Here is a 21750-nt window from a genome sequence, read left to right as displayed (position 1 = left end):
ACACTGTGCAGAAATCCTGCTATGCTGCCCGACGCGGTATCGGGCATTTACCCTACAAACTGCTGTCTCACAGGAGCGTGAAGAGAACGCCCGCCGCATATGACAATGAGAGCGAGGAGAACCGTCGTGCTAGAAGAATACCGTAAGCACGTAGCAGAACGTGCCGCCGAGGGAATTGTACCCAAACCTTTAGATGCAACCCAAATGGCCGCGCTCGTCGAGCTGCTGAAGAACCCGCCTAAGGGCGAAGAAGAATTCCTGTTAGATCTGCTGATCAACCGCGTACCGCCTGGCGTAGATGAAGCTGCCTACGTAAAAGCCGGATTCCTTGCTGCTATCGCCAAAGGCGAAGCCACCTCCCCACTGGTTACTCCTGAAAAAGCCATTGAACTGCTCGGCACCATGCAGGGTGGTTACAACATTCATCCGCTGATTGACGCGCTGGATAACGACAAGCTGGCACCGATTGCCGCTAAAGCGCTCTCTTCCACGCTGCTGATGTTCGATAACTTCTACGATGTGGAAGAAAAAGCCAAAGCGGGCAACATCTATGCGAAGCAGGTGATGCAGTCCTGGGCTGATGCCGAATGGTTCCTGAACCGTCCAGCCCTGGCTGAAAAAATCACCGTTACCGTCTTTAAAGTGACCGGTGAAACCAACACCGATGACCTCTCTCCGGCACCGGACGCGTGGTCTCGCCCGGATATCCCTCTGCACGCCCTGGCGATGCTGAAAAACGCCCGTGAAGGTATTGAGCCGGATCAGCCGGGCAGCGTCGGCCCGATCAAACAGATCGAAGCCCTGCAGAAAAAAGGGTTCCCGCTGGCCTATGTGGGTGACGTTGTGGGTACCGGTTCTTCCCGTAAGTCCGCAACCAACTCCGTGCTGTGGTTCATGGGCGACGACATTCCGCACGTGCCGAACAAGCGCGGCGGCGGCCTGTGCCTCGGCGGCAAAATTGCGCCAATCTTCTTCAACACCATGGAAGATGCGGGCGCCCTGCCGATCGAAGTGGACGTTTCTAACCTGAACATGGGCGACGTGATTGACGTTTACCCGTACAAAGGCGAAGTGCGCAACCACGAGACCAACGAGCTGCTGGCAAGCTTCGAGCTGAAAACCGACGTGCTGATCGACGAAGTGCGTGCCGGTGGCCGTATCCCGCTGATCATCGGTCGTGGTCTGACTACCAAAGCGCGTGAAGCGCTGGGTCTGCCGCACTCTGACGTTTTCCGTCAGGCGAAAGACGTTGCTGAAAGCAACCGCGGTTATTCGCTGGCGCAGAAAATGGTGGGCCGCGCGTGCGGCGTAGCCGGTATTCGTCCTGGCGCGTACTGCGAGCCTAAGATGACCTCCGTGGGCTCTCAGGACACCACTGGCCCAATGACCCGTGACGAACTGAAAGACCTGGCGTGCCTGGGCTTCTCTTCTGATCTGGTGATGCAGTCTTTCTGCCACACGGCGGCCTATCCGAAGCCGGTTGACGTGACCACGCACCACACGCTGCCAGACTTCATCATGAACCGCGGCGGCGTTTCCCTGCGTCCGGGTGACGGCGTAATCCACTCCTGGCTGAACCGCATGCTGCTGCCGGATACCGTCGGTACCGGCGGTGACTCCCATACCCGTTTCCCAATCGGTATCTCCTTCCCGGCGGGCTCCGGTCTGGTGGCGTTTGCTGCTGCGACCGGCGTGATGCCGCTGGATATGCCGGAATCGGTGCTGGTGCGCTTCAAAGGTAAAATGCAGCCGGGTATTACCCTGCGCGACCTGGTTCACGCGATCCCGCTGTATGCGATTAAACAGGGCCTGCTGACCGTTGAGAAGAAAGGGAAGAAAAACATCTTCTCTGGCCGCATTCTGGAAATTGAAGGTCTGCCGGATCTGAAAGTGGAGCAGGCGTTCGAGCTGACCGATGCTTCCGCCGAGCGCTCTGCGGCTGGCTGTACCATCAAGCTGAACAAAGAGCCGATTATTGAGTATCTGACCTCCAACATCGTGCTGCTGAAGTGGATGATTGCAGAAGGCTACGGCGACCGTCGTACGCTGGAGCGTCGTATCCAGGGCATGGAAAAATGGCTGGCCGATCCGCAGCTGCTGGAAGCCGATGCTGACGCAGAGTACGCGGCGGTGATCGACATCGATCTGGCGGATATCAAAGAGCCAATCCTGTGTGCGCCGAACGATCCGGACGACGCGCGTCCGCTGTCTGAGGTTCAGGGCGAGAAGATCGACGAAGTGTTCATCGGATCCTGTATGACCAACATCGGTCACTTCCGTGCTGCCGGTAAGCTGCTGGATACCCACAAAGGCCAGCTGCCAACCCGTCTGTGGGTGGCGCCGCCAACCCGTATGGACGCGGCTCAGCTGACCGAAGAGGGCTACTACAGCGTGTTTGGTAAGAGCGGGGCGCGTATCGAAATCCCTGGCTGTTCCCTGTGTATGGGCAACCAGGCGCGCGTAGCCGACGGTGCGACGGTGGTTTCCACCTCTACCCGTAACTTCCCGAACCGTTTAGGTACCGGTGCGAACGTCTTCCTGGCCTCTGCGGAGCTGGCGGCGGTTGCGGCGCTGATTGGCAAACTGCCAACGCCGGAAGAGTACCAGACCTTTGTGGCTCAGGTGGATAAGACCGCGGTGGATACCTATCGCTATCTGAACTTCGACCAGCTTTCTCAGTACACCGAGAAGGCCGACGGGGTTATCTTCCAGACGGCGGTATAAACAGCAAAACCGTCTCCATGAGACGGTTTTTAGTGTTTGCACCCTCTCCCGTGGGAGAGGGGCGGGGTGAGGGCATCAGGCCGCAGGGTCTTGCTCTCACCTTTTTATTTTCATTCCTCCCACCTCTCACGCTTTTTTTCTTCCTCGCTGCTGCGATAATTACCGTAATGGCTTTGCAGAGGAAAACACTATGGATTACGAATTTCTGCGCGACATCACTGGAGTGGTGAAAGTGCGTATGTCGATGGGCCACGAAGCCGTTGGACACTGGTTTAACGAAGAGGTGAAAGAAAATCTCGCACTTCTTGATGAGGTTGAACAGGCGGCAAATACGGTGAAAGGCAGTGAACGATCCTGGCAGCGCGCCGGGCATGAATATACGCTGTGGATGGACGGTGAAGAGGTCATGGTGCGTGCCAACCAGCTCGAGTTTTCAGGTGACGAGATGGAAGAGGGGATGAGCTACTATGACGAAGAAAGCCTGTCGATGTGCGGCGTAGAGGATTTCCTTCAGGTGGTAAATGCCTACCGCGACTTTATGAAACAGAAATAACAGCCCGGAGCATCCCTGCTCCGGCTTGCTCTTACACGGCCGGAATATTGCGGCCGTAGTAAATCTCGCGCATCTCTTTCCAGAGCAGGTCAGTAATCGCCTTACGCTCTTCTTCGCTCAAATCTTCCGGCTTCGTGTGGAACATATAGTGCTTAAGGTCGAATTCCTTAAGTAACATCTTGGTATGGAAGATATTTTCCTGATACACGTTCACGTCCATCATGTCGTACAGCGATTTCATGTCCTCGGACATAAAGTTCTGGATGGAGTTGATCTCGTGGTCGATGAAATGCTTCATGCCGTTGATATCGCGGGTAAAACCACGCACGCGATAATCAATGGTGACGATGTCCGATTCCAGCTGGTGGATTAAATAGTTCAGTGCGTTCAGCGGGGAAATCACGCCGCAGGTCGACACTTCAATATCGGCGCGGAACGTGCACAGCCCGCCTTCCGGGTGACTCTCCGGGTAGGTGTGCACGCAGATATGGCTTTTATCCAGGTGGGCCACGACCACTTCCGGCAGCGGGCCCGGATGTTCAGTTTTGTCGATAAGCTTCGGGTCGACCGGCTCTTCGCTGACCAGAATAGTCACGCTGGCGCCCTGAGGTTCATAATCCTGTCGGGCGATGTTCAGGATGTTTGCGCCGATAATGGAACAGGTTTCTGACAGGATCTCGGTCAGACGGTTGGCGTTGTAGAGTTCGTCGATATAGGCGATGTAACCATCGCGTTCTTCCGCTGTTTTGGCATAGCAGATATCGTAAATACAAAAACTCAGGCTTTTCGTCAGGTTGTTAAAGCCATGCAGTTTAAGCTTTTTCAATTAGCTCACCCCCTTAGTGGATAATGCGTCCTGCAGGTACTGCGGCAGAGCAAATGCTGCGGTATGGATAGCCGGATTGTAGTATCGGCACTGAAGACCGGCCTGATGGAAGCGGGCCTGAATAATTTCGGTAGAGAGATGGCGCAGCACGTCGTTATCCGTCGCCCAGGCAAAGGTCATGATCCCGCCGTAGTACGTCGGAATGGCCGCCTGATAGAAGCTGACGTCATCGAAATAGGTACTCAGCTTACGATGGCTGTCGAGCGCTTCATCCTGCTGCAGGAAGCAGACGCCATTTTGTGCGACGAAGATCCCGCCCGGGTTCAGGCAGCGCTTGCAGCCTTCGTAGAAGGAGGAGGTAAACAGCGACGCGCCGGGGCCGATTGGGTCGGTGCAGTCGGAGATAATGACGTCAAAGGTCTGCGAGGTCTGGTTAACAAAGTTAACGCCGTCGTCAATCACCAGGCTAAAGCGCGGATCGTCATAGCTACCGGCATTGTGGTTGGGCAGATACTGGCGGCAGAAAGAGACGACGCCCGCATCGATTTCCACCATGGTGATGGTTTCAATGGAACGATGGCGGGACACTTCACGCAGCATTGCGCCGTCGCCGCCGCCGATAATCAGGACATGCTTCGCGTGACCGTGCGCCAGCAGCGGAACGTGGGTCATCATTTCGTGATAGATAAACTCGTCGCGCTCGGTCGTTTGCACGACGCCGTCCAGCGCCATCACGCGGCCAAAGGCGGCGTTTTCGAAGATGATGAGATCCTGGTGATCGGTTTTCTCATGATAGAGCACGTTATCAACGGCAAAGTACTGACCAAACTGGTCATGCAGTGTTTCATGCCACAACGTGTGGTCGGCCATACGCGGACTCCTCCTTTGTTAACATCCGTTACGCTCACAAAAAATGAGCGAAACATGATAGCTAACTATAACCGTGGTTGCACGGCTATAGGTTCAACAGGGGGGCGTCGGGAAGGTTATTTGACGTAGGCGAGCAGGCTGAGTGAGTCGCGAGCCAGCGCTTTACATTTTTTGGCAGTGGGAATACCAATACCGCTCAAGTCACGGTAGCTGTCTTCGCCGAGGGCCTTCATGTCGAAGCTGTCGTAGTTGCTGAGATCCCACTGGTTTTGCTGGGCAAAAAAGACCAGCGCGCGGCGAATCTGCCCGTTGGGTAAATTCTGGTAGCCACAATCATTTTTCAGGAATACAAAAACCGCCGTTAAATCGGCCATATCTTCCGCTTCATTTTCACTTAGCGCATAGCTGTTCGCACACATTGCCATCAGGCTTCCGAACAAAATTGTCCTGAAAAACGTCTTCATTGCTTCTACCACTTCTTCACGGAAAATTAACGTTAGCATACTTGATGCCGGTGCGACGATCTTTATTATTGCCGCTTTACTTGACCTTCCGGTAAGGGGAGGGTTTATGCTCAAAAGATCGCCTGCTGGAAATAAGGAAATGAACATGCAACGTCGTGATTTTTTAAAATATTCCGCTGTGCTGGGGGCTGCCAGCGCATTACCTCTCTGGAGCCGCGCGGTTTTCGCGGCCGACAGGCCTGCCTTACCCATTCCTGACTTACTGACCGCTGACGCCCGCAGCCGTATCCAGCTTGTGGTTCAGGCCGGTCAAACGACGTTCGGCGAGCACAACGCCACGACGTGGGGCTATAACGGCAATTTGCTCGGTCCGGCGCTTCAGCTACGTAAAGGGAAAGCGGTGACGGTGGATATCCACAACACGCTCGTCGAAGAGACGACGCTGCACTGGCACGGGCTGGAAGTGCCGGGCGAGGTGGACGGCGGGCCGCAGGGCATCATCAAAGCGGGCGGTACGCGCAGCGTGACCTTTACGCCCGATCAGCGCGCGGCGACCTGCTGGTTCCATCCGCATCAGCATGGCAAAACGGGCCATCAGGTGGCGATGGGGCTGGCGGGGCTGGTGCTGATTGAAGACGACGAAAGCCGCCTGCTGCGCCTGCCGAAACAGTGGGGCATCGACGACGTACCGGTGATTGTGCAGGACAAGAAATTCAACGCTGACGGGCAAATTGACTACCAGCTGGACGTGATGAGCGCGGCGGTAGGCTGGTTTGGCGACACGTTGCTGACCAACGGCGCCATTTACCCTCAGCATGCCGCGCCGAAAGGCTGGCTGCGCCTGCGCCTGCTCAACGGCTGTAACGCGCGCTCGCTGAATTTCGCCGCCAGCGATAAACGCCCGCTGTATGTGGTAGCCAGCGACGGCGGCCTGCTGCCGGAGCCGGTGAAGGTGAGCGAGCTGCCGATGCTCATGGGCGAACGCTTTGAGGTGCTGGTGGATATCAGCGACGGTAAGCCGTTTGACCTCGTGACGCTGCCGGTGAGCCAGATGGGGATGGCGGTCGCACCGTTTGATAAGCCGCATCCGGTGCTGCGTATTCAGCCGCTGCTGGTGGCCGCATCCGGCACGCTGCCTGATACGTTAACCACCCTGCCAGCCCTCCCGTCGCTGGAGGGGCTTACGCAGCGCAAGCTGCAGCTCTCCATGAACCCGATGCTCGATATGATGGGCATGCAGGCGCTGATGGCGAAATATGGCGATAAGGCGATGGCGGGGATGCAGCACGGCCAGATGATGGGCCACATGAATATGGACCACGGCAAAATGGGCGGCATGGGGAATATGAATCACGGCGACCATGGCTTTGATTTCCACAACGCCAACATGATCAACGGCAAAGCGTTCGACATGAACACGCCGATGTTTGCAGCGACAAAAGGTCAGCTCGAGCGCTGGGTGATTTCAGGCGAAGGGGACATGATGCTGCACCCGTTCCATATCCACGGCACCCAGTTCCGCATTCTCACAGAGAACGGCAAAGCGCCGGATGCGCATCGCGCGGGCTGGAAAGATACGGTGAGAGTGGAAGGCGGCGTCAGCGAGGTGCTGGTGAAGTTTGACCACGAGGCGCCGAAGGAGTTTGCCTATATGGCGCACTGCCACCTGCTGGAGCATGAGGATACGGGGATGATGCTGGGGTTCACGGTATAAAAAAGCCGGGTGGTCGCAGGTGCGGCCTGATGCCCTCACCCTGACCCTCTCCCACAGGGAGAGGGAACAAACACAAAAACGGCAACCGAAGTTGCCGTTTTGCTTTTATTTGCCTTCGTCAGGCAACGCATACGCGACGATGTAGTCGCCCATCTTGGTGCCAAACGAACCGTGACCACCCGCTGAGATGACAACGTACTGCTTGCCATTCACCTCATAGGTCATCGGCGTGGCCTGGCCACCCGCCGGCAGACGGCCCTGCCACAGTTTTTCACCGTTGGTCATGTTGTACGCGCGCAGGTAGTTATCTGCGGTTGCCGCGATGAACAGCACGTTACCGGCGGTGGAAATTGGGCCACCCAGCATTGGCATACCCATATTGAACGGCACCGGAACCGGCATCGGGAACGGCATGCTGTCCTGTGGCGTACCAATACGTTTTTTCCATACGATCTGGTTAGTCTTCAGATCCAGACCGGAGATATAACCCCAGGCAGGCTGTTTACACGGCAGACCAAACGGCGACAGGAACGGGTTCAGCGTCACGCCAAACGGCACGCCGTACTGCGGCTGAATGCCGGCTTCGGTACCGCTGCCTTTCGCGTCTTTCGGCTGCTCCATTGGGTTGCCCGGACCGCGTGGGATCAAGCGGGAAACGAACGGCAGCGCCATCGGGTTGGCAATCGCCACCTGACGGTTAGGGTCAACGGAGATCCCGCCCCACTCGAACATCCCCAGGTTACCCGGGAAGACCAGCGTGCCCTGCTCAGACGGCGGCGTGAAGATGCCTTCATAGCGCAGCTGGTGGAACATCACGCGGCACACCAGCTGGTCAAACATGGTGGCGCCCCACATGTCCGCACCGCTGAGGTCTTTCTTCGGACGGAAGCTCAGGTCAGAGAACGGCTGGGTTTTGCTGACGTAATCGCCTTTCGCCGCGCCCTGCGGAACCGGTTTTTCCGGTGCTGGCACAACCAGCTTACCGTTGCTGCGATCCAGCACGAAGATGTTGCCCGTCTTGGCCGGCGCGTAAATCACCGGAACGGTTTTGCCGTCAACGGTAATGTCCGCCAGCGTCGGCTGGGACGGCATATCCATATCCCACAGATCGTGGTGAACGGTCTGGTAGCTCCATGCCAGCTTACCGGTGGTCGCGTTCAGCGCCACGATAGCGCTCGCATAACGCTCCTGCTCCGGCGTGCGGTTACCGCCCCAGATATCTGGCGTGGTCACACCCATTGGCAGATAGACCAGGTCCAGCTTCGCGTCATACGCCGCTGGCGCCCAGGAGTTTGGCGAGTTAAAGGTAAAGGTGTGCTCGTCCGACGGGATCGCGTTGGGATCTTTCGCGCCCGGGTCGAAGGCCCACAGCAGTTTACCGGTGTTCACGTCGAAACCACGGATTACGCCGGAGGTTTCACGCGTGGAGAAGTTATCCGTTACCGAACCGGCAATCACGATGGTTTTATCGGTGATGATTGGCGGTGAGGTTGGCTCATACAGACCCGGCGTGGTGTCCGGCATGTTGGTCTGCAGGTTCAGGATACCTTTGTTGGCAAAGGTTTCACACAGCTTGCCCGTTTCGGCATTGATGGCGAACAGACGACCATCGTTCACCGGCAGCATAATGCGGCGAGGACAGTCGGCAATGACCTCCGGGCTGGCATTATCGGCGCGCGCTTCGTGGTAAGAGACGCCGCGGCAGGTGACGTGCTGGAAGGACGGGTTGGAATTCAGCTGCGGATCGAAGTGCCATTTCTCTTTACCGGTGGCCGCGTCGAGCGCGAACAGACGCTGGTGCGCCGTACACAGATAAAGCATGTTGCCGACTTTAATCGGCGTCACTTCGTTGGTCAGCTCGCCCGGATCGTTCGGCATCTTCACATCGCCGGTACGGAATACCCAGGCTTCCTTCAGGTTTTTAACGTTGTCCGCGTTGATCTGCTTCAGCGGAGAGTAGCGTTGACCTTCCTGGTTACGACCATACGCAGGCCAGTCGCCGTCAGCGACCTGCGAGATAGCCGCAGCAGGCGTGGATTCTGCGTTCAGCGTACCGTTGATCTCCTGTGGGTCGTTAAAACCGGCCCAGGTCAGAATGCCGCCGGTAATCAGCAGGGCAACAACCAGGCCCGCCACCGCACCGCTGGACGGCACAATCAGGCGACGCCAGACGAACGGCAGGATCAGCCAGATACCGAAGAAGACCAGGATGTCGCTGCGCGGCGTCAGTGCCCAGAAGTCGAACCCGACTTCCCAGACGCCCCAGATCATGGTGGCAAGAAGGAGGGCGGCATACAGCCACAGTGCAGATTGTTTTCTACGCAACAGCAGGACGGTTACGGCAACCATAACCAGACCCGCAATCGGGTAGTACCAGGAGCCGCCTAAAGCGACCAGCCAGACGCCACCGATTAACAGATACAGCGCGCAGAAGGCTGCGAATGCGGCTGTTAATGTCACCAGTAGACGCGGCTGTTTAGAGTTTGTTTCAGCCATAGAAAGTGTACTCGTCAGTTTTTGTTAATAATTTGCTAGCAACTAATTATAGGTATTAACAAGTGTGATCGGAATCACAATATTTGCTTTTTATAACTCATACGCCAGGCTTATCCATTTGCTGATATAATGGCTGGCTTGCGTATCAGTGCTGGATATTAACTCATCCGTATTGAGAGATTTTCACTAAAATCATTTGGTTAGTAATATGAAACATACTGTTGAAGTGATGATCCCGGAAGCCGAGATCAAAGCGCGTATCGCCGAACTGGGTCGTCAAATCACCGAACATTACAAGGACAGCGGCAGCGAAATGGTGCTGGTCGGTCTGTTGCGCGGCTCTTTCATGTTCATGGCAGACCTGTGCCGTGAGGTGCATGTGCCCCATGAGGTCGATTTTATGACCGCCTCCAGCTACGGCAGCGGCATGTCCACTACCCGTGATGTGAAAATCCTGAAAGATCTGGATGAAGATATTCGTGGCAAAGATGTGTTGATCGTTGAGGACATTATCGACTCCGGCAACACGCTGTCAAAAGTGCGCGAGATCCTGAGCCTGCGCGAGCCAAAATCTCTGGCGATTTGTACGCTGCTGGATAAACCTGACCGTCGCGAAGTGCAGGTGCCGGTAGAGTTCGTGGGCTTCTCGATTCCTGACGAATTCGTCGTCGGTTACGGCATTGACTACGCGCAGCGTTATCGTCATCTGCCGTATGTGGGGAAAGTGGTACTGCTGGACGAGTAATCGAGGGCTGATGTCCTCACCCCCGGCCCTCTCCCACAGGGAGAGGGAGAAAATCCCCGGCTTTATTTATGATTTACATGCTTAAGCTGAAGGTTGGCAATCCCCGAACGGTAACGCTGCTCCAGCGTTTCGCGGTTGGTGGCGGTCACTTCCAGATTGCGCAGCAGGCCATCGTGAATCCCGTACGCCCAGCCGTGGATAGAGACCTTCTGCCCGCGTTTCCACGCTGATTGCATGATCGTTGAGTGGCCCAGGTTATACACCTGCTCCATCACGTTGAGTTCGCAAAGGGTATCCATGCGACGCTCCTGCGGCATTTCGCCCAGCAGTGAGCTATGTTTGAACCAGATATCGCGGATGTGCAGTAGCCAGTTATCAATGAGCCCCAGTTCCGTGTTTTCAACCGCCGCCTGCACGCCGCCGCAGCCATAATGGCCGCAAATGATGATGTGCTCGACTTGCAGAACGTCCACGGCATACTGAACAACAGAAAGACAGTTGAGATCGGTGTGAATCACGAGATTGGCGACATTGCGGTGAACAAACAGTTCGCCGGGTTCAAGGCCGGTCAGGCGCTCCGCCGGTACGCGGCTGTCGGAACATCCAATCCAGAGAAAGCGTGGGTTCTGAGCCTGCGCGAGTTTTCCAAAAAATCCGGGGTCTTCCTCCACCAGCATTTTTGACCATAGTGCATTGTTGCTGATGAGTGTATCTATGTTGTTCATGGAGGTTAGCGACCTGTAACCGAGTTATTGCGTTGCGCTACTATAGGGTAACCCGACTTTTAATGAAACCACACAACGTGTGTAAGAACTGAAGGTAAGTTAATTTCATGGCAATTGCACTGGAGCTTGAGCAGCTTAAAAAAACCTATCCGGGTGGCGTTCAGGCGCTACGCGGAATAGATCTGAAAGTAGAGGCCGGCGATTTTTACGCGCTTCTGGGGCCGAACGGGGCGGGGAAATCGACCACCATTGGGATTATCAGCTCGCTGGTCAATAAAACGTCCGGCCGGGTGAGCGTCTTTGGGTACGACCTGCAAAAAGACGTGGTGAACGCCAAGCGCCAGCTGGGGCTGGTTCCGCAGGAGTTCAACTTCAACCCATTCGAGACGGTGCAGCAAATTGTCGTTAACCAGGCGGGCTATTACGGCGTTGAGCGTAAAGAGGCCCTCGAGCGTAGCGAAAAATACCTTAAGCAGCTCGATCTGTGGGAAAAGCGTAACGAACGCGCGCGCATGTTGTCCGGCGGGATGAAGCGCCGCCTGATGATTGCCCGTGCGCTGATGCACGAGCCAAAGCTGCTGATCCTCGATGAACCGACAGCGGGTGTTGATATCGAACTTCGTCGCTCCATGTGGGGCTTCCTGAAAGATCTCAACGACAAAGGCACCACCATTATTCTGACCACCCACTATCTGGAAGAGGCTGAAATGCTGTGCCGCAATATCGGCATCATTCAGAACGGCGAGCTGGTGGAAAACACCTCGATGAAGAATCTGCTCTCCAAGCTGAAATCCGAAACCTTCATTCTCGATCTGGCGGCGAAAAGCGCGCTGCCAAAACTTGAAGGTTACAACTATCGTCTGGTAGATACCTCAACGCTGGAAGTGGAAGTGCTGCGCGAGCAGGGGATTAACAGCGTGTTCTCACAGCTGAGCGCGCAGGGGATTCAGGTTTTAAGTATGCGTAACAAAGCGAACCGACTGGAAGAGCTGTTTGTCTCTCTGGTACATGACAAACAAGGAGACAAGGCATGACGCATCTTTACTGGGTCGCGCTGAAAAGTATCTGGGCGAAAGAGATCAACCGCTTTATGCGTATCTGGGTGCAAACCCTGGTGCCGCCGGTTATCACGATGACGCTCTATTTCATTATCTTCGGTAACCTGATTGGTTCCCGAATTGGTGAGATGCACGGCTTTACCTATATGCAGTTTATCGTGCCGGGCCTGATCATGATGGCGGTGATCACCAATGCCTACGCCAACGTGGCGTCGTCGTTCTTTAGCGCCAAGTTCCAGCGCAATATTGAAGAGCTGCTGGTCGCGCCGGTGCCGACGCACGTTATTATCGCGGGCTATGTCGGCGGCGGCGTGGCGCGCGGGCTGTGCGTGGGGATCCTGGTCACGGCGATTTCGCTGTTCTTCGTGCCGTTCCAGGTCCACTCGTGGCTGTTTGTCGCGCTGACGCTGCTTCTGACGGCGATCCTCTTCTCGCTGGCCGGTCTGCTGAACGCCGTGTTCGCCAAAACGTTTGACGATATCAGCCTGATCCCGACCTTCGTGCTGACGCCGCTGACCTATCTCGGCGGGGTGTTCTACTCCCTGACGCTGCTGCCACCGTTCTGGCAGGCGCTGTCGCACCTGAACCCGATTGTCTACATGATCAGCGGGTTCCGCTTTGGCTTCCTCGGCATCACCGATGTGCCGCTGTTTACCACGGTGGCGGTACTGGTGGTGTTCATCATCGCCTTCTACCTGCTCTGCTGGTCGCTGATCCAGCGCGGACGCGGGCTGCGCAGCTAATCTTTTGCCCGGCGACGCTCTGTTTGCCGGGCACTTTCTTTGACAGTTATCACCGTAAGCTAACCTTCACTCCGCTAAACTACTTGCCTGCTAAGGAGGGAGTTATGCTGGGATGGGTTATCACCTGCCACGATGAACAGGCGCAGGAAATGCTGGATAAGCTTGAAGCCAGATTTGGCCCGCTGGTGCAATGCCGGGCGGTAAACTACTGGCGCGGGTTGAGCACCAATATGCTGAGCCGCATGATGTGCGATGCCCTGCATGAAACGGACACCGGGGATGGCGTGATTTTTCTTACCGATAAATCGGGCGCGGCGCCTTACCGCGCAGCCGCGTTGCTGAGTCATAAGCACGCGTGCTGTGAAGTGATCTCGGGTATTAACTTCTCCCTGCTGGCGTTAATGTATCCGCAGCGTGGATCCTTAAGCAGCGCAGAGTTTCGCCAGGCCATCGTGGCGCAGGGCGTTCCGGGCGTCAGCAGCTTGTGGCATCAGCAGCAAAAAAATCCTCCCTTCGTCCTGCTCCACGATTTGTATAAGAATTAAACGTGGGTATTGATGTCTCATTTGTTACAATAGCGGCAGTTTTCCGCACCGATTAAGACACCATGCTACCGCGCATTCTTTTCTTGCTATTGATGCTCATTTCCGGCGTCAGCTCAGCCAGTTTACTCAGTCAGCACACGCTGCCTGCCCAGTACATGCAAACCACCGAAGACGCGGCGATCTGGGCGCAGGTGGGGAACAGCGTGATCAACGTCGGTAACGTGCGCGCCGGGCAGATCCTGGCCGTTGTGCCCGCGGCGGCGGACTACTACGAATTTCGCTTCGGTTTTGGCACGGGGTTTATCGACAAGGGCCACCTGGAGCCGGTTCAGGGGAAACAGCGCGTCGAGGACAGCCTCGGGGATCTCAATAAGCCCCTGAGCAATCAGAACCTCATTACCTGGAAAGACACGCCGGTGTATAACGCGCCGTCGAGCGGCAGCGCGCCTTTCGGCACGTTAAGCGCCAATCTGCGCTACCCCATACTGAATAAACTGAAAGACCGTCTGAATCAGACCTGGTTCCAAATCCGCATCGGCAATCGTCTGGCGTGGATCAGCAGCCTGGACGCGCAGGAAGATAACGGCCTTCCGGTTCTGACCTACCATCATATTTTGCGTGATGAAGAAAACACGCGCTTTCGACATACGTCCACAACGACAAGCGTACGTGCGTTCAACAACCAGATGGCCTGGCTACGCGATCAGGGCTATACCACCCTGACGATGTATCAGCTTGAAGGGTACGTGCGTAACAAAATGAACCTGCCTGCAAAATCGGTGGTGATTACCTTTGACGATGGCCTGAAATCCGTCAGCCGCTATGCCTATCCTGTGCTGAAAGAGTACGGCTTCAAGGCAACCGCGTTTATTATCTCTTCCCGCATAAAAGGCCATCCGCAGAAGTGGGATCCAAAATCGCTGCAGTTTATGAGCGTGCAGGAGATTAAGGGGATTCAGGATGTGTTCGATATTCAGTCCCACACCCACTTCCTGCACCGCGTGGATGGGTATAAGCACCCGATTTTACTGAGCCGCAGCTATCACGTGATTTTGTTTGATTTTGAACGCTCGCGTCGCGCGCTGGCGCAGTTTAATCCACGCGTGCTCTATCTTTCCTATCCGTTTGGCGGCTACGACAATAAAGCGATAAAGGCGGCGAATGATGCCGGTTTCCATCTGGCGGTGACGACGGTGAAAGGGAAGGTGAAGCCGGGGGATAATCCGTTCTTACTGAAACGCCTGTACATCTTAAGAACGGATTCGCTGGAGACCATGTCGCGGCTGATCAGCAATCAGCCGCAGGGATAGTGCTTATGCAACCTGAACCGGAATCGCCTTCGCGGTACGTTTCATGTCGTTGTCGCCTTCAAAGTATGCAACTTTCGGCTGCCAGCGGCGCGCTTCTTCATCAGACATCATCACGAAGCTGGCGATAATCACAATATCGCCCACGTCCGCGCAGTGCGCTGCCGCGCCGTTAACGGAGATGATTTTAGACCCGCGCTCGGCGGCGATGGCGTAGGTGGAGAAACGTTTGCCGTTGTTAACGTTCCAGATATCAATCGCTTCGTTTTCAAGGATGCCCGCAGCATCAAGGAAATCCTGGTCGATGGCGCAGGAGCCTTCATAGTGCAGGTCGGCCTGGGTGACTTTCACACGGTGAAGCTTACCTTGCAGCATTTTGCGAATCATTACGTTTACCTTTCATCTTCCGGGTAGAGAAACCTACGCCAGTTCAACCACTTTGTTGTCGATTAGGCGGGCCTGACCGAGCCATGCCGCCACCAGAATGACCGCACGTTTGCTGGTCTGTGTAAGCTCCAGAAGCGTGTCGGCATCGCGAATTTGAATATCATCAGCGCGGAAGCCTTTATCGTTCAGCGCCTGTTCAGCCAGAGCAATAATCTCTTCGGCCGTTAACTCTTTCGCCAGCAGCTGTTCTGCCATGGTGTTCATGACCTTGCTTAAGCCCGGCGCGATTTTACGCTGGTCCGCGGTCAGGTAGCCATTTCGCGAGCTGAGCGCCAGACCGTCTTTCGCGCGTACAATCGGTACGCCGACAATCTCGATATCGTAGCCCATATCCGCAACCATCTTGCGGATCAGCGCCAGCTGCTGGAAATCTTTCTCACCGAAGCAGGCAACGTCCGGCTGCACCAGGTTGAACAGCTTGCTGACGATGGTCGATACGCCGCGGAAATGACCCGGGCGGCTTGCGCCTTCCAGCATGGTGGAAATGCCCGGTACGTCAACGTAGGTGGCCTCATCGGTACCCTGAGGATAGACATCCGCCGGTGCCGGAGAGAAGACAATATCCGCATGGCGTTTTTTGAGCTTCTCGCAATCTTCCTGCAGGGAGCGCGGATAGCGTGCCAGATCGTCGGCGCGGTCAAACTGCATTGGGTTAACGAAGATACTGACCACCACGATATCTGCACGGGCTCTTGCTTCGTCAACCAGCTTCATATGGCCGTCATGCAGGTTGCCCATGGTCGGGACCAGTGCGATACGTTTACCTTCCTGACGCGCGCGACGGATATGCTGGCGCAGCAGCGGCAGGGTTTCAATGATTAGCACAACGAGACTCCTTAATGGAAACTGTGTTCTTCACCCGGGTAAACACCGGATTCAACGTCGGCAATATACTGCCTGACCGCAGCGCGCATGTCGCCCGCTTCGGTGAGGAAATTTTTGGCAAACTTCGGAATATGCCCGCCGGTGATGCCAAAGGCGTCGTGCATCACCAGGATCTGACCGTCGGTCACGTTGCCTGCGCCAATACCAATCACCGGAATCGACAGGGCTTCAGTAATACGCTTCGCCAGCTCAACCGGCACGCACTCCAGCACCAGCAGCTGGGCGCCTGCGGCTTCCAGCGCCAGGGCATCATCAAACAGCGTCTGGGCGGCGTCACCGCGGCCCTGCACTTTATATCCACCAAAGATGTTGACGGACTGCGGCGTCAAGCCCAAATGGCCGCACACCGGCACGGCGCGCTCGGTGAGCATCTTCACCGTATCCACCAGCCAGGCACCGCCTTCAATTTTGACCATGTTAGCGCCAGCACGCATGACCGCTGCCGCGTTTTCGAATGCCTGCTCCGGCGTGGCATAGGCCATAAACGGCAGATCGGAGAGCAGCAGGCAGGCTGGAGCCCCGCGGCGCACCGCACGGGTGTGGTAAGCGATATCCTCAACCGTGACCGGCAGGGTGGAATCATGTCCTTGTACCGTCATCCCTAACGAATCTCCGACCAGCATGACGTTGATACCCTCTTCGGCAAAGAGTTTGGCGAAGCTGTAGTCATACGCGGTGATGGTGGCGAAGCGTTTTTTTTCCTGTTTGCATTTCTGCAGTAAGGAGATGGTGGTTGGTTTCATACTGTTTCCTGATAGCCCAAAAGCGAATCTTTGCGCATTCTAACAGTAACATTCGGGGGAACAATGATTTTAGGTAACCGATTAGCCACAATTATTTTGAGGCTAATAGGCAGGGGAACCGGATCACCAGCGGGCGGGTCTTTCCGCGTTGAGGTTGTCCAGAATGGTCCGGAGTGGGATGCCATCCGGGAAGATGAGATCGGGTGCGACTTCAAACAGCGGCCAGAGCATAAACCCGCGGTTTTTCATGTCGTAATGCGGAACGGTGAGACGTTCAGTGTTAATGGTTTCGTGACCAAACAGCATAATGTCGAGGTCCAGCGTGCGCGGTCCCCAGCGCTCGGCTTTGCGTACGCGTCCCTGCTGCAGTTCGATGCGCTGGGTGTTATCCAGCAGCGTTTCGGCATCAAGGGCAGTTTCCAGCACCACGGCGGCATTGAGATAATCAGGCTGATCCTGCGGGCCCAGCGGCGGCGTGCGGTAGAAAGAGGAGACCGCCACGATCTTGCTTTGCGGGATCTCCCCCAGCGCCTGTACGGCAGCGTTCACCTGCTCCAACGGAGAGGCTAAATTGCTGCCGATGGCGATATACGCGAGGGTCATGCTGTCCCTTCACGACGCGGCGCGCGTTTGCGCGGGCGACGATGGCGGCGACGCGGTTCCGGCTCTTCATCCAGCCCGGTGAGCATGTCTTTTTGCTCCGGCGGTGCGGAAACCTGGAATTCGGCCCACCACTGCGTCAGGCGCTGCAGCTCCTGGTTGCGTTCAATTTCAGCACGCAGCGACAGCAGATCGAAGGCGGCGCGGAATTTTGGATGCTCCATCAGCTTCCAGGCGCGTTTGCCCTGACGACGGGACATGCGCAGCTGAAGCTGCCAGATATCGCGTACCAGCGTGGTGATACGTTTTGGAATAGCGAGCGTACGGCACCCTTCGTCCAGCACGTCGTTTGCGGCCAGGGCGAAGGCATCATAGTAGGCAAGCCCGCTCTCCTGGGTAATTCGCTGGGCCGTTTCCAGCAACGGATACCAGAACATCGCCGCAAACAGGAACGCCGGATTGACGCGCATGTCGTTGCGAATACGGGTATCGGTATTTTTCAGCACCTGCGCAATCATCCGCTCCATTGGGCTGTCACCGCTTTCGGTGAAGTAGCGGGTAATGGTCGGGAACAGGGGCTGGAACAGGTTGTATTCGCGCAGCAGATTGTAGGTTTCAAAGCCGTGGCCAGCCTGCAGCAGCTTCAGCGCCTCTTCAAACAGGCGGGCAGGCGGCACGTCGTTAATCAGCGTTGCCAGGCGCGGAATCGGCTCTGCCGTTTCCGGGCTGATGCGCATATTGAGCTTGGCGGCGAAACGCACGGCGCGCAGCATACGCACGGGATCTTCACGATAGCGCGTTTCCGGCGTGCCGATCAGACGGATCAGACCTTCTTTCAGGTCCTGCATGCCGCCGACGTAATCGCGCACGGTGAAATCCGCCACGCTGTAATAAAGGCTGTTAATGGTGAAGTCGCGACGCTGGGCATCTTCTTCGATAGAGCCGAAGATATTGTCGCGCAGCAGCATGCCGTTCTGGCCGCGCTGTGACGTGGTGCGATCGGATGCGCCCGCTTCGTGGTGGCCGCGGAAGGTCGCCACTTCGATAATTTCCGGCCCAAACATCACGTGAGCCAGACGGAAACGGCGGCCAACGAGACGGCAGTTGCGGAATAATTTGCGCACCTGTTCAGGCGTGGCGCTGGTCGTCACGTCGAAATCTTTTGGTTTTTTGCCCAGCAGTAAATCACGCACTCCACCGCCCACGAGGTAGGCCTCGTAGCCCGCTTTATTCAGACGATAGAGCACCTTGAGGGCATTTTCACTGATATCTTTGCGGGAAATAGTGTGCTGCTCACGCGGAATAACCGACATGTGTGGCTGTGCAATAGCATCGTTCGCCATGCTCTCTTCGCGGCTTAGCACTTTGCGGCAAAAATTAGCGACTCGGGTAAAAATGGTACACCTCGTAGTGTGTTTTGTTATGAAAAAAGCGGCTAATCATAGCTCAGCGCAACGCATTTGAGAATGCTGGATTTTTGGCACTGCCGCGAGCGTCCAGTTGGCAACGGCCATTTTCAGCAGTTCGTCAATACGCAGATCCTGCCATTCGTTGGTTACATTCTGGTTGAGAAATCGCAGCGCGTCGATCAAAACAGGACGCGGATCGCCGTCTGGCAGGGCCGGGGCGTGGTTCTGCTTTGACAATTTAAAGCCCTGCGCATTGACCGCCAGCGGCAGATGAATGTAGTCCGGTGCCGTCCAGCCAAACTGGTGATACAGCGATATTTGTCGCACGGTCGGTTCGACCAGATCCGCCCCGCGCACAATTTCCGTCACGCCCTGGAAACGATCGTCGACGACCACGGCCAGGTTATAGGCAAAAAGGCCGTCACGGCGGTGAATAATAAAATCCTCACGCGCCAGACGTTCATCGGCATGAATCTCACCGGAGAGGAGATCGTTAAAGTGCGTCACCGGGGAGCGCTGCTTTATACGTACGGCGGCATTTTCCGGGGAAAGATTAAGCGTGCGGCAGTGGCCGTCATAGACCCCTCCCACGCTCTGGATACGCGCGCGGGTGCAGGTGCAGTTATAGGAAAGCCCCCGATCGCGAAGCCAGGCCAGACGTTCCCGATAGGCATCGTGACGTTTTGACTGCCAGAGCACCTCGTCATCCCAGTGAAGACCGTAATGTTCCAGCTGACGCAGAATAGTGTCTGCAGCACCGGGAACTTCACGCGGGGGGTCAATATCTTCAATGCGGACAAGCCATTTTCCCAGGCGGGCGCGAGCCTGCAGGTAGCTGCCGAGCGCGGCAATTAATGAGCCGAAGTGTAATTCACCGGAAGGAGATGGCGCGAAGCGCCCAATATAGTGTGATTCAGACATATCAACAGTAACAAGGCGGGAGAGACTCCCGCCTTTGGAGTGTGTAAACAGCGCTGGTATTAACCGGCCATCTGTTTTTCGCGGATTTCGGCCAGCGTTTTACAGTCGATGCACAGATCGGCGGTTGGACGCGCTTCCAGGCGACGAATACCGATTTCAACACCGCAGGATTCGCAGTAGCCAAAATCTTCGTCTTCGACTTTTTTCAGCGTTTTCTCGATCTTTTTGATCAGTTTGCGTTCGCGGTCACGGTTACGCAGTTCGAGGCTGAACTCTTCTTCCTGAGCGGCACGGTCTACCGGATCCGGGAAGTTGGCAGCTTCATCCTGCATATGAGTAACGGTGCGATCGACTTCATCCCTGAGTTGATTACGCCATGCTTCAAGAATACGCTTGAAGTGCGACAGCTGGGCTTCGTTCATATACTCTTCGCCCGGCTTCTCTTGATACGGCTCCACCCCAGCGATGGCGAGAATACTCAGGGACGATGTTTTACGGTTTTGCCCTTCTTGCATGTTGCTTCTCCTTAACACGCACTATCGATCCCCGTGTTGGGGGAAAAATCAGGTCGCTATAAATAGCAGATGCTTTTCCGTAAGGCAATTATCTAAACGTAACACTTGACAAGCCTGTGAGGAAAAGCGTATTTGCGCACGCGGCCAGAACACTTATTCGACAATCGTCTAATCCCTTACAAGACAATGGGAAGAGAGGATCTCAGAGTCATATTATCGGCAGAAAGTTCCGCTTTATAAGCGAAAACCTCTACCCCCTGCTTTTGTGCCTCATGCAACAATTGCGCGTATTTAGGATCAATATGGCGGGCAGGGGAGAAACGTTCAATGGCTGAATGCAACACCGCAAACAGCAATACGGCGCGTTTGCCCGCCGCCGCAACACTCATTAGCTCTCGCAGATGCTTCTGGCCACGCAGCGTTACCGCATCCGGGAAGTAGCCATTTTCCTGTTCCGCTAACGTCACTGATTTTACTTCAATATAGCACTCGGGCCTGTCTTCCGCCTGTAACATGAAGTCAATTCTGCTGCCTTCATCGCCATATTTCACTTCACTTTTATGCGTGCCATATCCCACCAGTTCGGGAATGGCGCCAAGGGTCAGCGCTTCCTTAACCAGCTGATTTGCGCGCTGGGTATTAACGCAAATAAATGCCCCGTTTTGGGTTTCGGTCACTTCCCAGGTATGGGCATATTTGCGTTTACTATTTTCTGATGTGGAATACCAGACCCTGTCACCTGGCGTCGCACACCCCGTCATGGCGCCGGTATTGGGGCAGTGCAGGGTGAGCTGAACCCCTTCGGGGGTGATCACGTCGGCGAGGAAGCGTTTGTAGCGTTGGATAAGCGTAGCGTGCTGCAGGGGAGGACTAAACTTCATCAGAATTCCTTTCGGTGTTGCCCAGCGTCCAGCGCTGTAGCGGCGTATAGCGGGTGCGTCCCTGTGCAAAGACGGATTCGTAAAGCGCGAATGCGTTGACCGGAAAGGCCCAGTGAAAACCCGGCGGCGGGATGGCAACGGCCTGACCGGCATCGCGCAGCAGCGTGATATGTGGATGAAACGGCTGTGGGCTCTGATAACAGCCGCTGCGCGCCGCCTGGGCGCGCAGCATATTCGCTAGCTGTAACAATCCGCGCGGCGGCTGGCGCGTTCCCAGCCACACCACGCGCGAACGCGGCCACTGGCCCGCGTCGTCGAGGTGCAGCGTAAATTCCGGCTGGGCAATACGCCCGGCCATTGCGGCTAACGCCCGCTGTTTTTCGGCACTGACGTCGCCCAAAAAGGCCAGCGTCAGGTGCAGGTTGGCCGCCGCGACAGGGCGGCCCGCTTCCGGCGAAAAGCAATCGGCGCGCCAGCGAACAATTTGACGCTGTATGGTGGTGGGCAATTCAATGGCAAAAAACAGCCGTTTCGACTCAGGCATACGGAGGACTCGGTAATGATATGCGCCGATGCTAC

The 21750-nt window shown here is 56.0% G+C and carries 22 protein-coding genes; 8 read left to right on the top strand and 14 right to left on the bottom strand.

The features are described 5' to 3' along the window. Window positions 1-126 precede the first annotated feature (126 nt). Together acnB and yacL are read left to right on the top strand one after the other, a co-directional pair. Complete coding sequence (gene acnB / locus M2422_RS10805; protein ID WP_064673246.1) at window positions 127-2724, top strand: bifunctional aconitate hydratase 2/2-methylisocitrate dehydratase; 2598 nt, start codon at window positions 127-129, stop codon at window positions 2722-2724. A 190-nt stretch (window positions 2725-2914) separates the two neighbouring features. Further along, the gene (yacL, locus tag M2422_RS10800) at window positions 2915-3277 is read left to right on the top strand and encodes a protein YacL (RefSeq protein WP_023310423.1); all 363 of its coding nucleotides are present in this window, start codon (window positions 2915-2917) and stop codon (window positions 3275-3277) included. A 31-nt stretch (window positions 3278-3308) separates the two neighbouring features. Here the strand turns inward: yacL and speD are convergent, their stop codons facing one another. From speD to M2422_RS10785, 3 genes are all read right to left on the bottom strand, one after another. Continuing rightward, window positions 3309-4103, bottom strand: a complete 795-nt coding sequence (gene speD / locus M2422_RS10795; protein WP_032649781.1) for an adenosylmethionine decarboxylase — start codon at window positions 4101-4103, stop codon at window positions 3309-3311. Beyond that, the gene (gene speE, locus M2422_RS10790) at window positions 4104-4973 is read right to left on the bottom strand and encodes a polyamine aminopropyltransferase (protein WP_023310424.1); all 870 of its coding nucleotides are present in this window, start codon (window positions 4971-4973) and stop codon (window positions 4104-4106) included. 116 nt (window positions 4974-5089) lie between these two features. After that, window positions 5090-5437 carry a YacC family pilotin-like protein gene (locus tag M2422_RS10785; protein WP_014882582.1) on the bottom strand — a complete coding sequence of 116 codons (348 nt, stop codon included), beginning with the start codon at window positions 5435-5437 and terminating at the stop codon, window positions 5090-5092. A gap of 145 nt (window positions 5438-5582) precedes the next feature. Between M2422_RS10785 and cueO the strand changes: the two genes are divergently transcribed. After that, window positions 5583-7151, top strand: a complete 1569-nt coding sequence (gene cueO, locus M2422_RS10780) for a multicopper oxidase CueO (protein WP_064673247.1) — start codon at window positions 5583-5585, stop codon at window positions 7149-7151. 105 nt (window positions 7152-7256) lie between these two features. Here the strand turns inward: cueO and M2422_RS10775 are convergent, their stop codons facing one another. Further along, window positions 7257-9647 (bottom strand): glucose/quinate/shikimate family membrane-bound PQQ-dependent dehydrogenase, encoded by a 2391-nt coding sequence (locus tag M2422_RS10775; protein ID WP_059445810.1) that lies wholly within the window; start codon window positions 9645-9647, stop codon window positions 7257-7259. A gap of 208 nt (window positions 9648-9855) precedes the next feature. On the opposite strand from M2422_RS10775, the gene hpt reads away from it, so the two are divergent. Then, window positions 9856-10392, top strand: coding sequence for a hypoxanthine phosphoribosyltransferase (gene hpt / locus M2422_RS10770; protein ID WP_008501948.1), 537 nt, complete (start codon window positions 9856-9858; stop codon window positions 10390-10392). A gap of 62 nt (window positions 10393-10454) precedes the next feature. On the opposite strand, the gene can is transcribed toward hpt, so the two are convergent. After that, window positions 10455-11117: a carbonate dehydratase gene (can, locus tag M2422_RS10765; RefSeq protein WP_008501947.1), complete on the bottom strand. Its 663-nt coding sequence runs from the start codon at window positions 11115-11117 to the stop codon at window positions 10455-10457. Between the two features lie 107 nt (window positions 11118-11224). Between can and M2422_RS10760 the strand changes: the two genes are divergently transcribed. The 4 genes from M2422_RS10760 to M2422_RS10745 all read left to right on the top strand — a co-directional run bounded on the left by M2422_RS10760 (window position 11225) and on the right by M2422_RS10745 (window position 14773). Beyond that, on the top strand, window positions 11225-12151 hold the full coding sequence (locus M2422_RS10760; protein WP_032660633.1) for an ABC transporter ATP-binding protein: 927 nt from the start codon (window positions 11225-11227) through the stop codon (window positions 12149-12151). Further along, entirely contained in the window at window positions 12148-12918 is a 771-nt protein-coding gene (locus M2422_RS10755) for an ABC transporter permease (protein ID WP_023310428.1), read from the top strand. Before M2422_RS10760 ends, M2422_RS10755 begins: the two co-directional genes overlap by 4 nt. 104 nt (window positions 12919-13022) lie before the next feature. Beyond that, a complete protein-coding gene (locus M2422_RS10750; protein WP_033144654.1) occupies window positions 13023-13463 on the top strand; it encodes a PTS sugar transporter subunit IIA in 441 nt (146 codons plus the stop codon). A gap of 62 nt (window positions 13464-13525) precedes the next feature. Further along, window positions 13526-14773 (top strand): polysaccharide deacetylase family protein, encoded by a 1248-nt coding sequence (locus M2422_RS10745; RefSeq protein ID WP_045355167.1) that lies wholly within the window; start codon window positions 13526-13528, stop codon window positions 14771-14773. Between the two features lie 3 nt (window positions 14774-14776). On the opposite strand, the gene panD is transcribed toward M2422_RS10745, so the two are convergent. From panD to thpR, 9 genes are all read right to left on the bottom strand, one after another. Next, a complete protein-coding gene (gene panD, locus M2422_RS10740) occupies window positions 14777-15157 on the bottom strand; it encodes an aspartate 1-decarboxylase (RefSeq protein ID WP_006810068.1) in 381 nt (126 codons plus the stop codon). A gap of 33 nt (window positions 15158-15190) precedes the next feature. Beyond that, window positions 15191-16042 (bottom strand): pantoate--beta-alanine ligase, encoded by an 852-nt coding sequence (gene panC, locus M2422_RS10735; protein WP_259140704.1) that lies wholly within the window; start codon window positions 16040-16042, stop codon window positions 15191-15193. Between the two features lie 11 nt (window positions 16043-16053). Beyond that, window positions 16054-16845, bottom strand: a complete 792-nt coding sequence (panB, locus tag M2422_RS10730; RefSeq protein ID WP_014882600.1) for a 3-methyl-2-oxobutanoate hydroxymethyltransferase — start codon at window positions 16843-16845, stop codon at window positions 16054-16056. 123 nt (window positions 16846-16968) lie between these two features. After that, entirely contained in the window at window positions 16969-17448 is a 480-nt protein-coding gene (gene folK / locus M2422_RS10725; protein WP_033144656.1) for a 2-amino-4-hydroxy-6-hydroxymethyldihydropteridine diphosphokinase, read from the bottom strand. Continuing rightward, window positions 17445-18842, bottom strand: a complete 1398-nt coding sequence (gene pcnB, locus M2422_RS10720; protein ID WP_072210735.1) for a polynucleotide adenylyltransferase PcnB — start codon at window positions 18840-18842, stop codon at window positions 17445-17447. Before pcnB ends, folK begins: the two co-directional genes overlap by 4 nt. A 42-nt stretch (window positions 18843-18884) precedes the next feature. Beyond that, complete coding sequence (gene gluQRS, locus M2422_RS10715) at window positions 18885-19775, bottom strand: tRNA glutamyl-Q(34) synthetase GluQRS (RefSeq protein WP_064673248.1); 891 nt, start codon at window positions 19773-19775, stop codon at window positions 18885-18887. 59 nt (window positions 19776-19834) lie between these two features. Further along, a complete protein-coding gene (gene dksA / locus M2422_RS10710) occupies window positions 19835-20290 on the bottom strand; it encodes an RNA polymerase-binding protein DksA (protein ID WP_001155232.1) in 456 nt (151 codons plus the stop codon). Between the two features lie 176 nt (window positions 20291-20466). Next, entirely contained in the window at window positions 20467-21171 is a 705-nt protein-coding gene (gene sfsA, locus M2422_RS10705; protein WP_033144658.1) for a DNA/RNA nuclease SfsA, read from the bottom strand. Beyond that, entirely contained in the window at window positions 21161-21715 is a 555-nt protein-coding gene (thpR, locus tag M2422_RS10700; protein WP_033144659.1) for an RNA 2',3'-cyclic phosphodiesterase, read from the bottom strand. Before thpR ends, sfsA begins: the two co-directional genes overlap by 11 nt. Window positions 21716-21750 lie beyond the last annotated feature (35 nt).

It is taken from the genome of Enterobacter sp. SLBN-59, assembly GCF_024807915.1.
In the GTDB taxonomy this organism is placed as follows: Bacteria; Pseudomonadota; Gammaproteobacteria; order Enterobacterales; family Enterobacteriaceae; genus Enterobacter; species Enterobacter asburiae_B.
Note: the sequence above shows the minus strand (reverse complement) of the source record. Positions and strands in the feature narration are given on the sequence as shown.

Excerpts from the sequence above, each read along its gene's own strand:
- speE (WP_023310424.1), bottom strand. The coding sequence starts at position 4,973 with ATGGCCGACCACACGTTGTGGCATGAAACACTGCATGACCAGTTTGGT.
- M2422_RS10745 (WP_045355167.1), top strand. The coding sequence starts at position 13,526 with ATGCTACCGCGCATTCTTTTCTTGCTATTGATGCTCATTTCCGGCGTC.
- folK (WP_033144656.1), bottom strand. The coding sequence starts at position 17,448 with ATGACCCTCGCGTATATCGCCATCGGCAGCAATTTAGCCTCTCCGTTG.
- sfsA (WP_033144658.1), bottom strand. The coding sequence starts at position 21,171 with ATGAAGTTTAGTCCTCCCCTGCAGCACGCTACGCTTATCCAACGCTAC.
- thpR (WP_033144659.1), bottom strand. The coding sequence starts at position 21,715 with ATGCCTGAGTCGAAACGGCTGTTTTTTGCCATTGAATTGCCCACCACC.
- M2422_RS10785 (WP_014882582.1), bottom strand. The coding sequence starts at position 5,437 with ATGAAGACGTTTTTCAGGACAATTTTGTTCGGAAGCCTGATGGCAATG.
- yacL (WP_023310423.1), top strand. The coding sequence starts at position 2,915 with ATGGATTACGAATTTCTGCGCGACATCACTGGAGTGGTGAAAGTGCGT.
- M2422_RS10755 (WP_023310428.1), top strand. The coding sequence starts at position 12,148 with ATGACGCATCTTTACTGGGTCGCGCTGAAAAGTATCTGGGCGAAAGAG.
- panD (WP_006810068.1), bottom strand. The coding sequence starts at position 15,157 with ATGATTCGCAAAATGCTGCAAGGTAAGCTTCACCGTGTGAAAGTCACC.
- dksA (WP_001155232.1), bottom strand. The coding sequence starts at position 20,290 with ATGCAAGAAGGGCAAAACCGTAAAACATCGTCCCTGAGTATTCTCGCC.
- hpt (WP_008501948.1), top strand. The coding sequence starts at position 9,856 with ATGAAACATACTGTTGAAGTGATGATCCCGGAAGCCGAGATCAAAGCG.
- M2422_RS10760 (WP_032660633.1), top strand. The coding sequence starts at position 11,225 with ATGGCAATTGCACTGGAGCTTGAGCAGCTTAAAAAAACCTATCCGGGT.
- M2422_RS10775 (WP_059445810.1), bottom strand. The coding sequence starts at position 9,647 with ATGGCTGAAACAAACTCTAAACAGCCGCGTCTACTGGTGACATTAACA.
- cueO (WP_064673247.1), top strand. The coding sequence starts at position 5,583 with ATGCAACGTCGTGATTTTTTAAAATATTCCGCTGTGCTGGGGGCTGCC.
- M2422_RS10750 (WP_033144654.1), top strand. The coding sequence starts at position 13,023 with ATGCTGGGATGGGTTATCACCTGCCACGATGAACAGGCGCAGGAAATG.
- panB (WP_014882600.1), bottom strand. The coding sequence starts at position 16,845 with ATGAAACCAACCACCATCTCCTTACTGCAGAAATGCAAACAGGAAAAA.
- gluQRS (WP_064673248.1), bottom strand. The coding sequence starts at position 19,775 with ATGTCTGAATCACACTATATTGGGCGCTTCGCGCCATCTCCTTCCGGT.
- can (WP_008501947.1), bottom strand. The coding sequence starts at position 11,117 with ATGAACAACATAGATACACTCATCAGCAACAATGCACTATGGTCAAAA.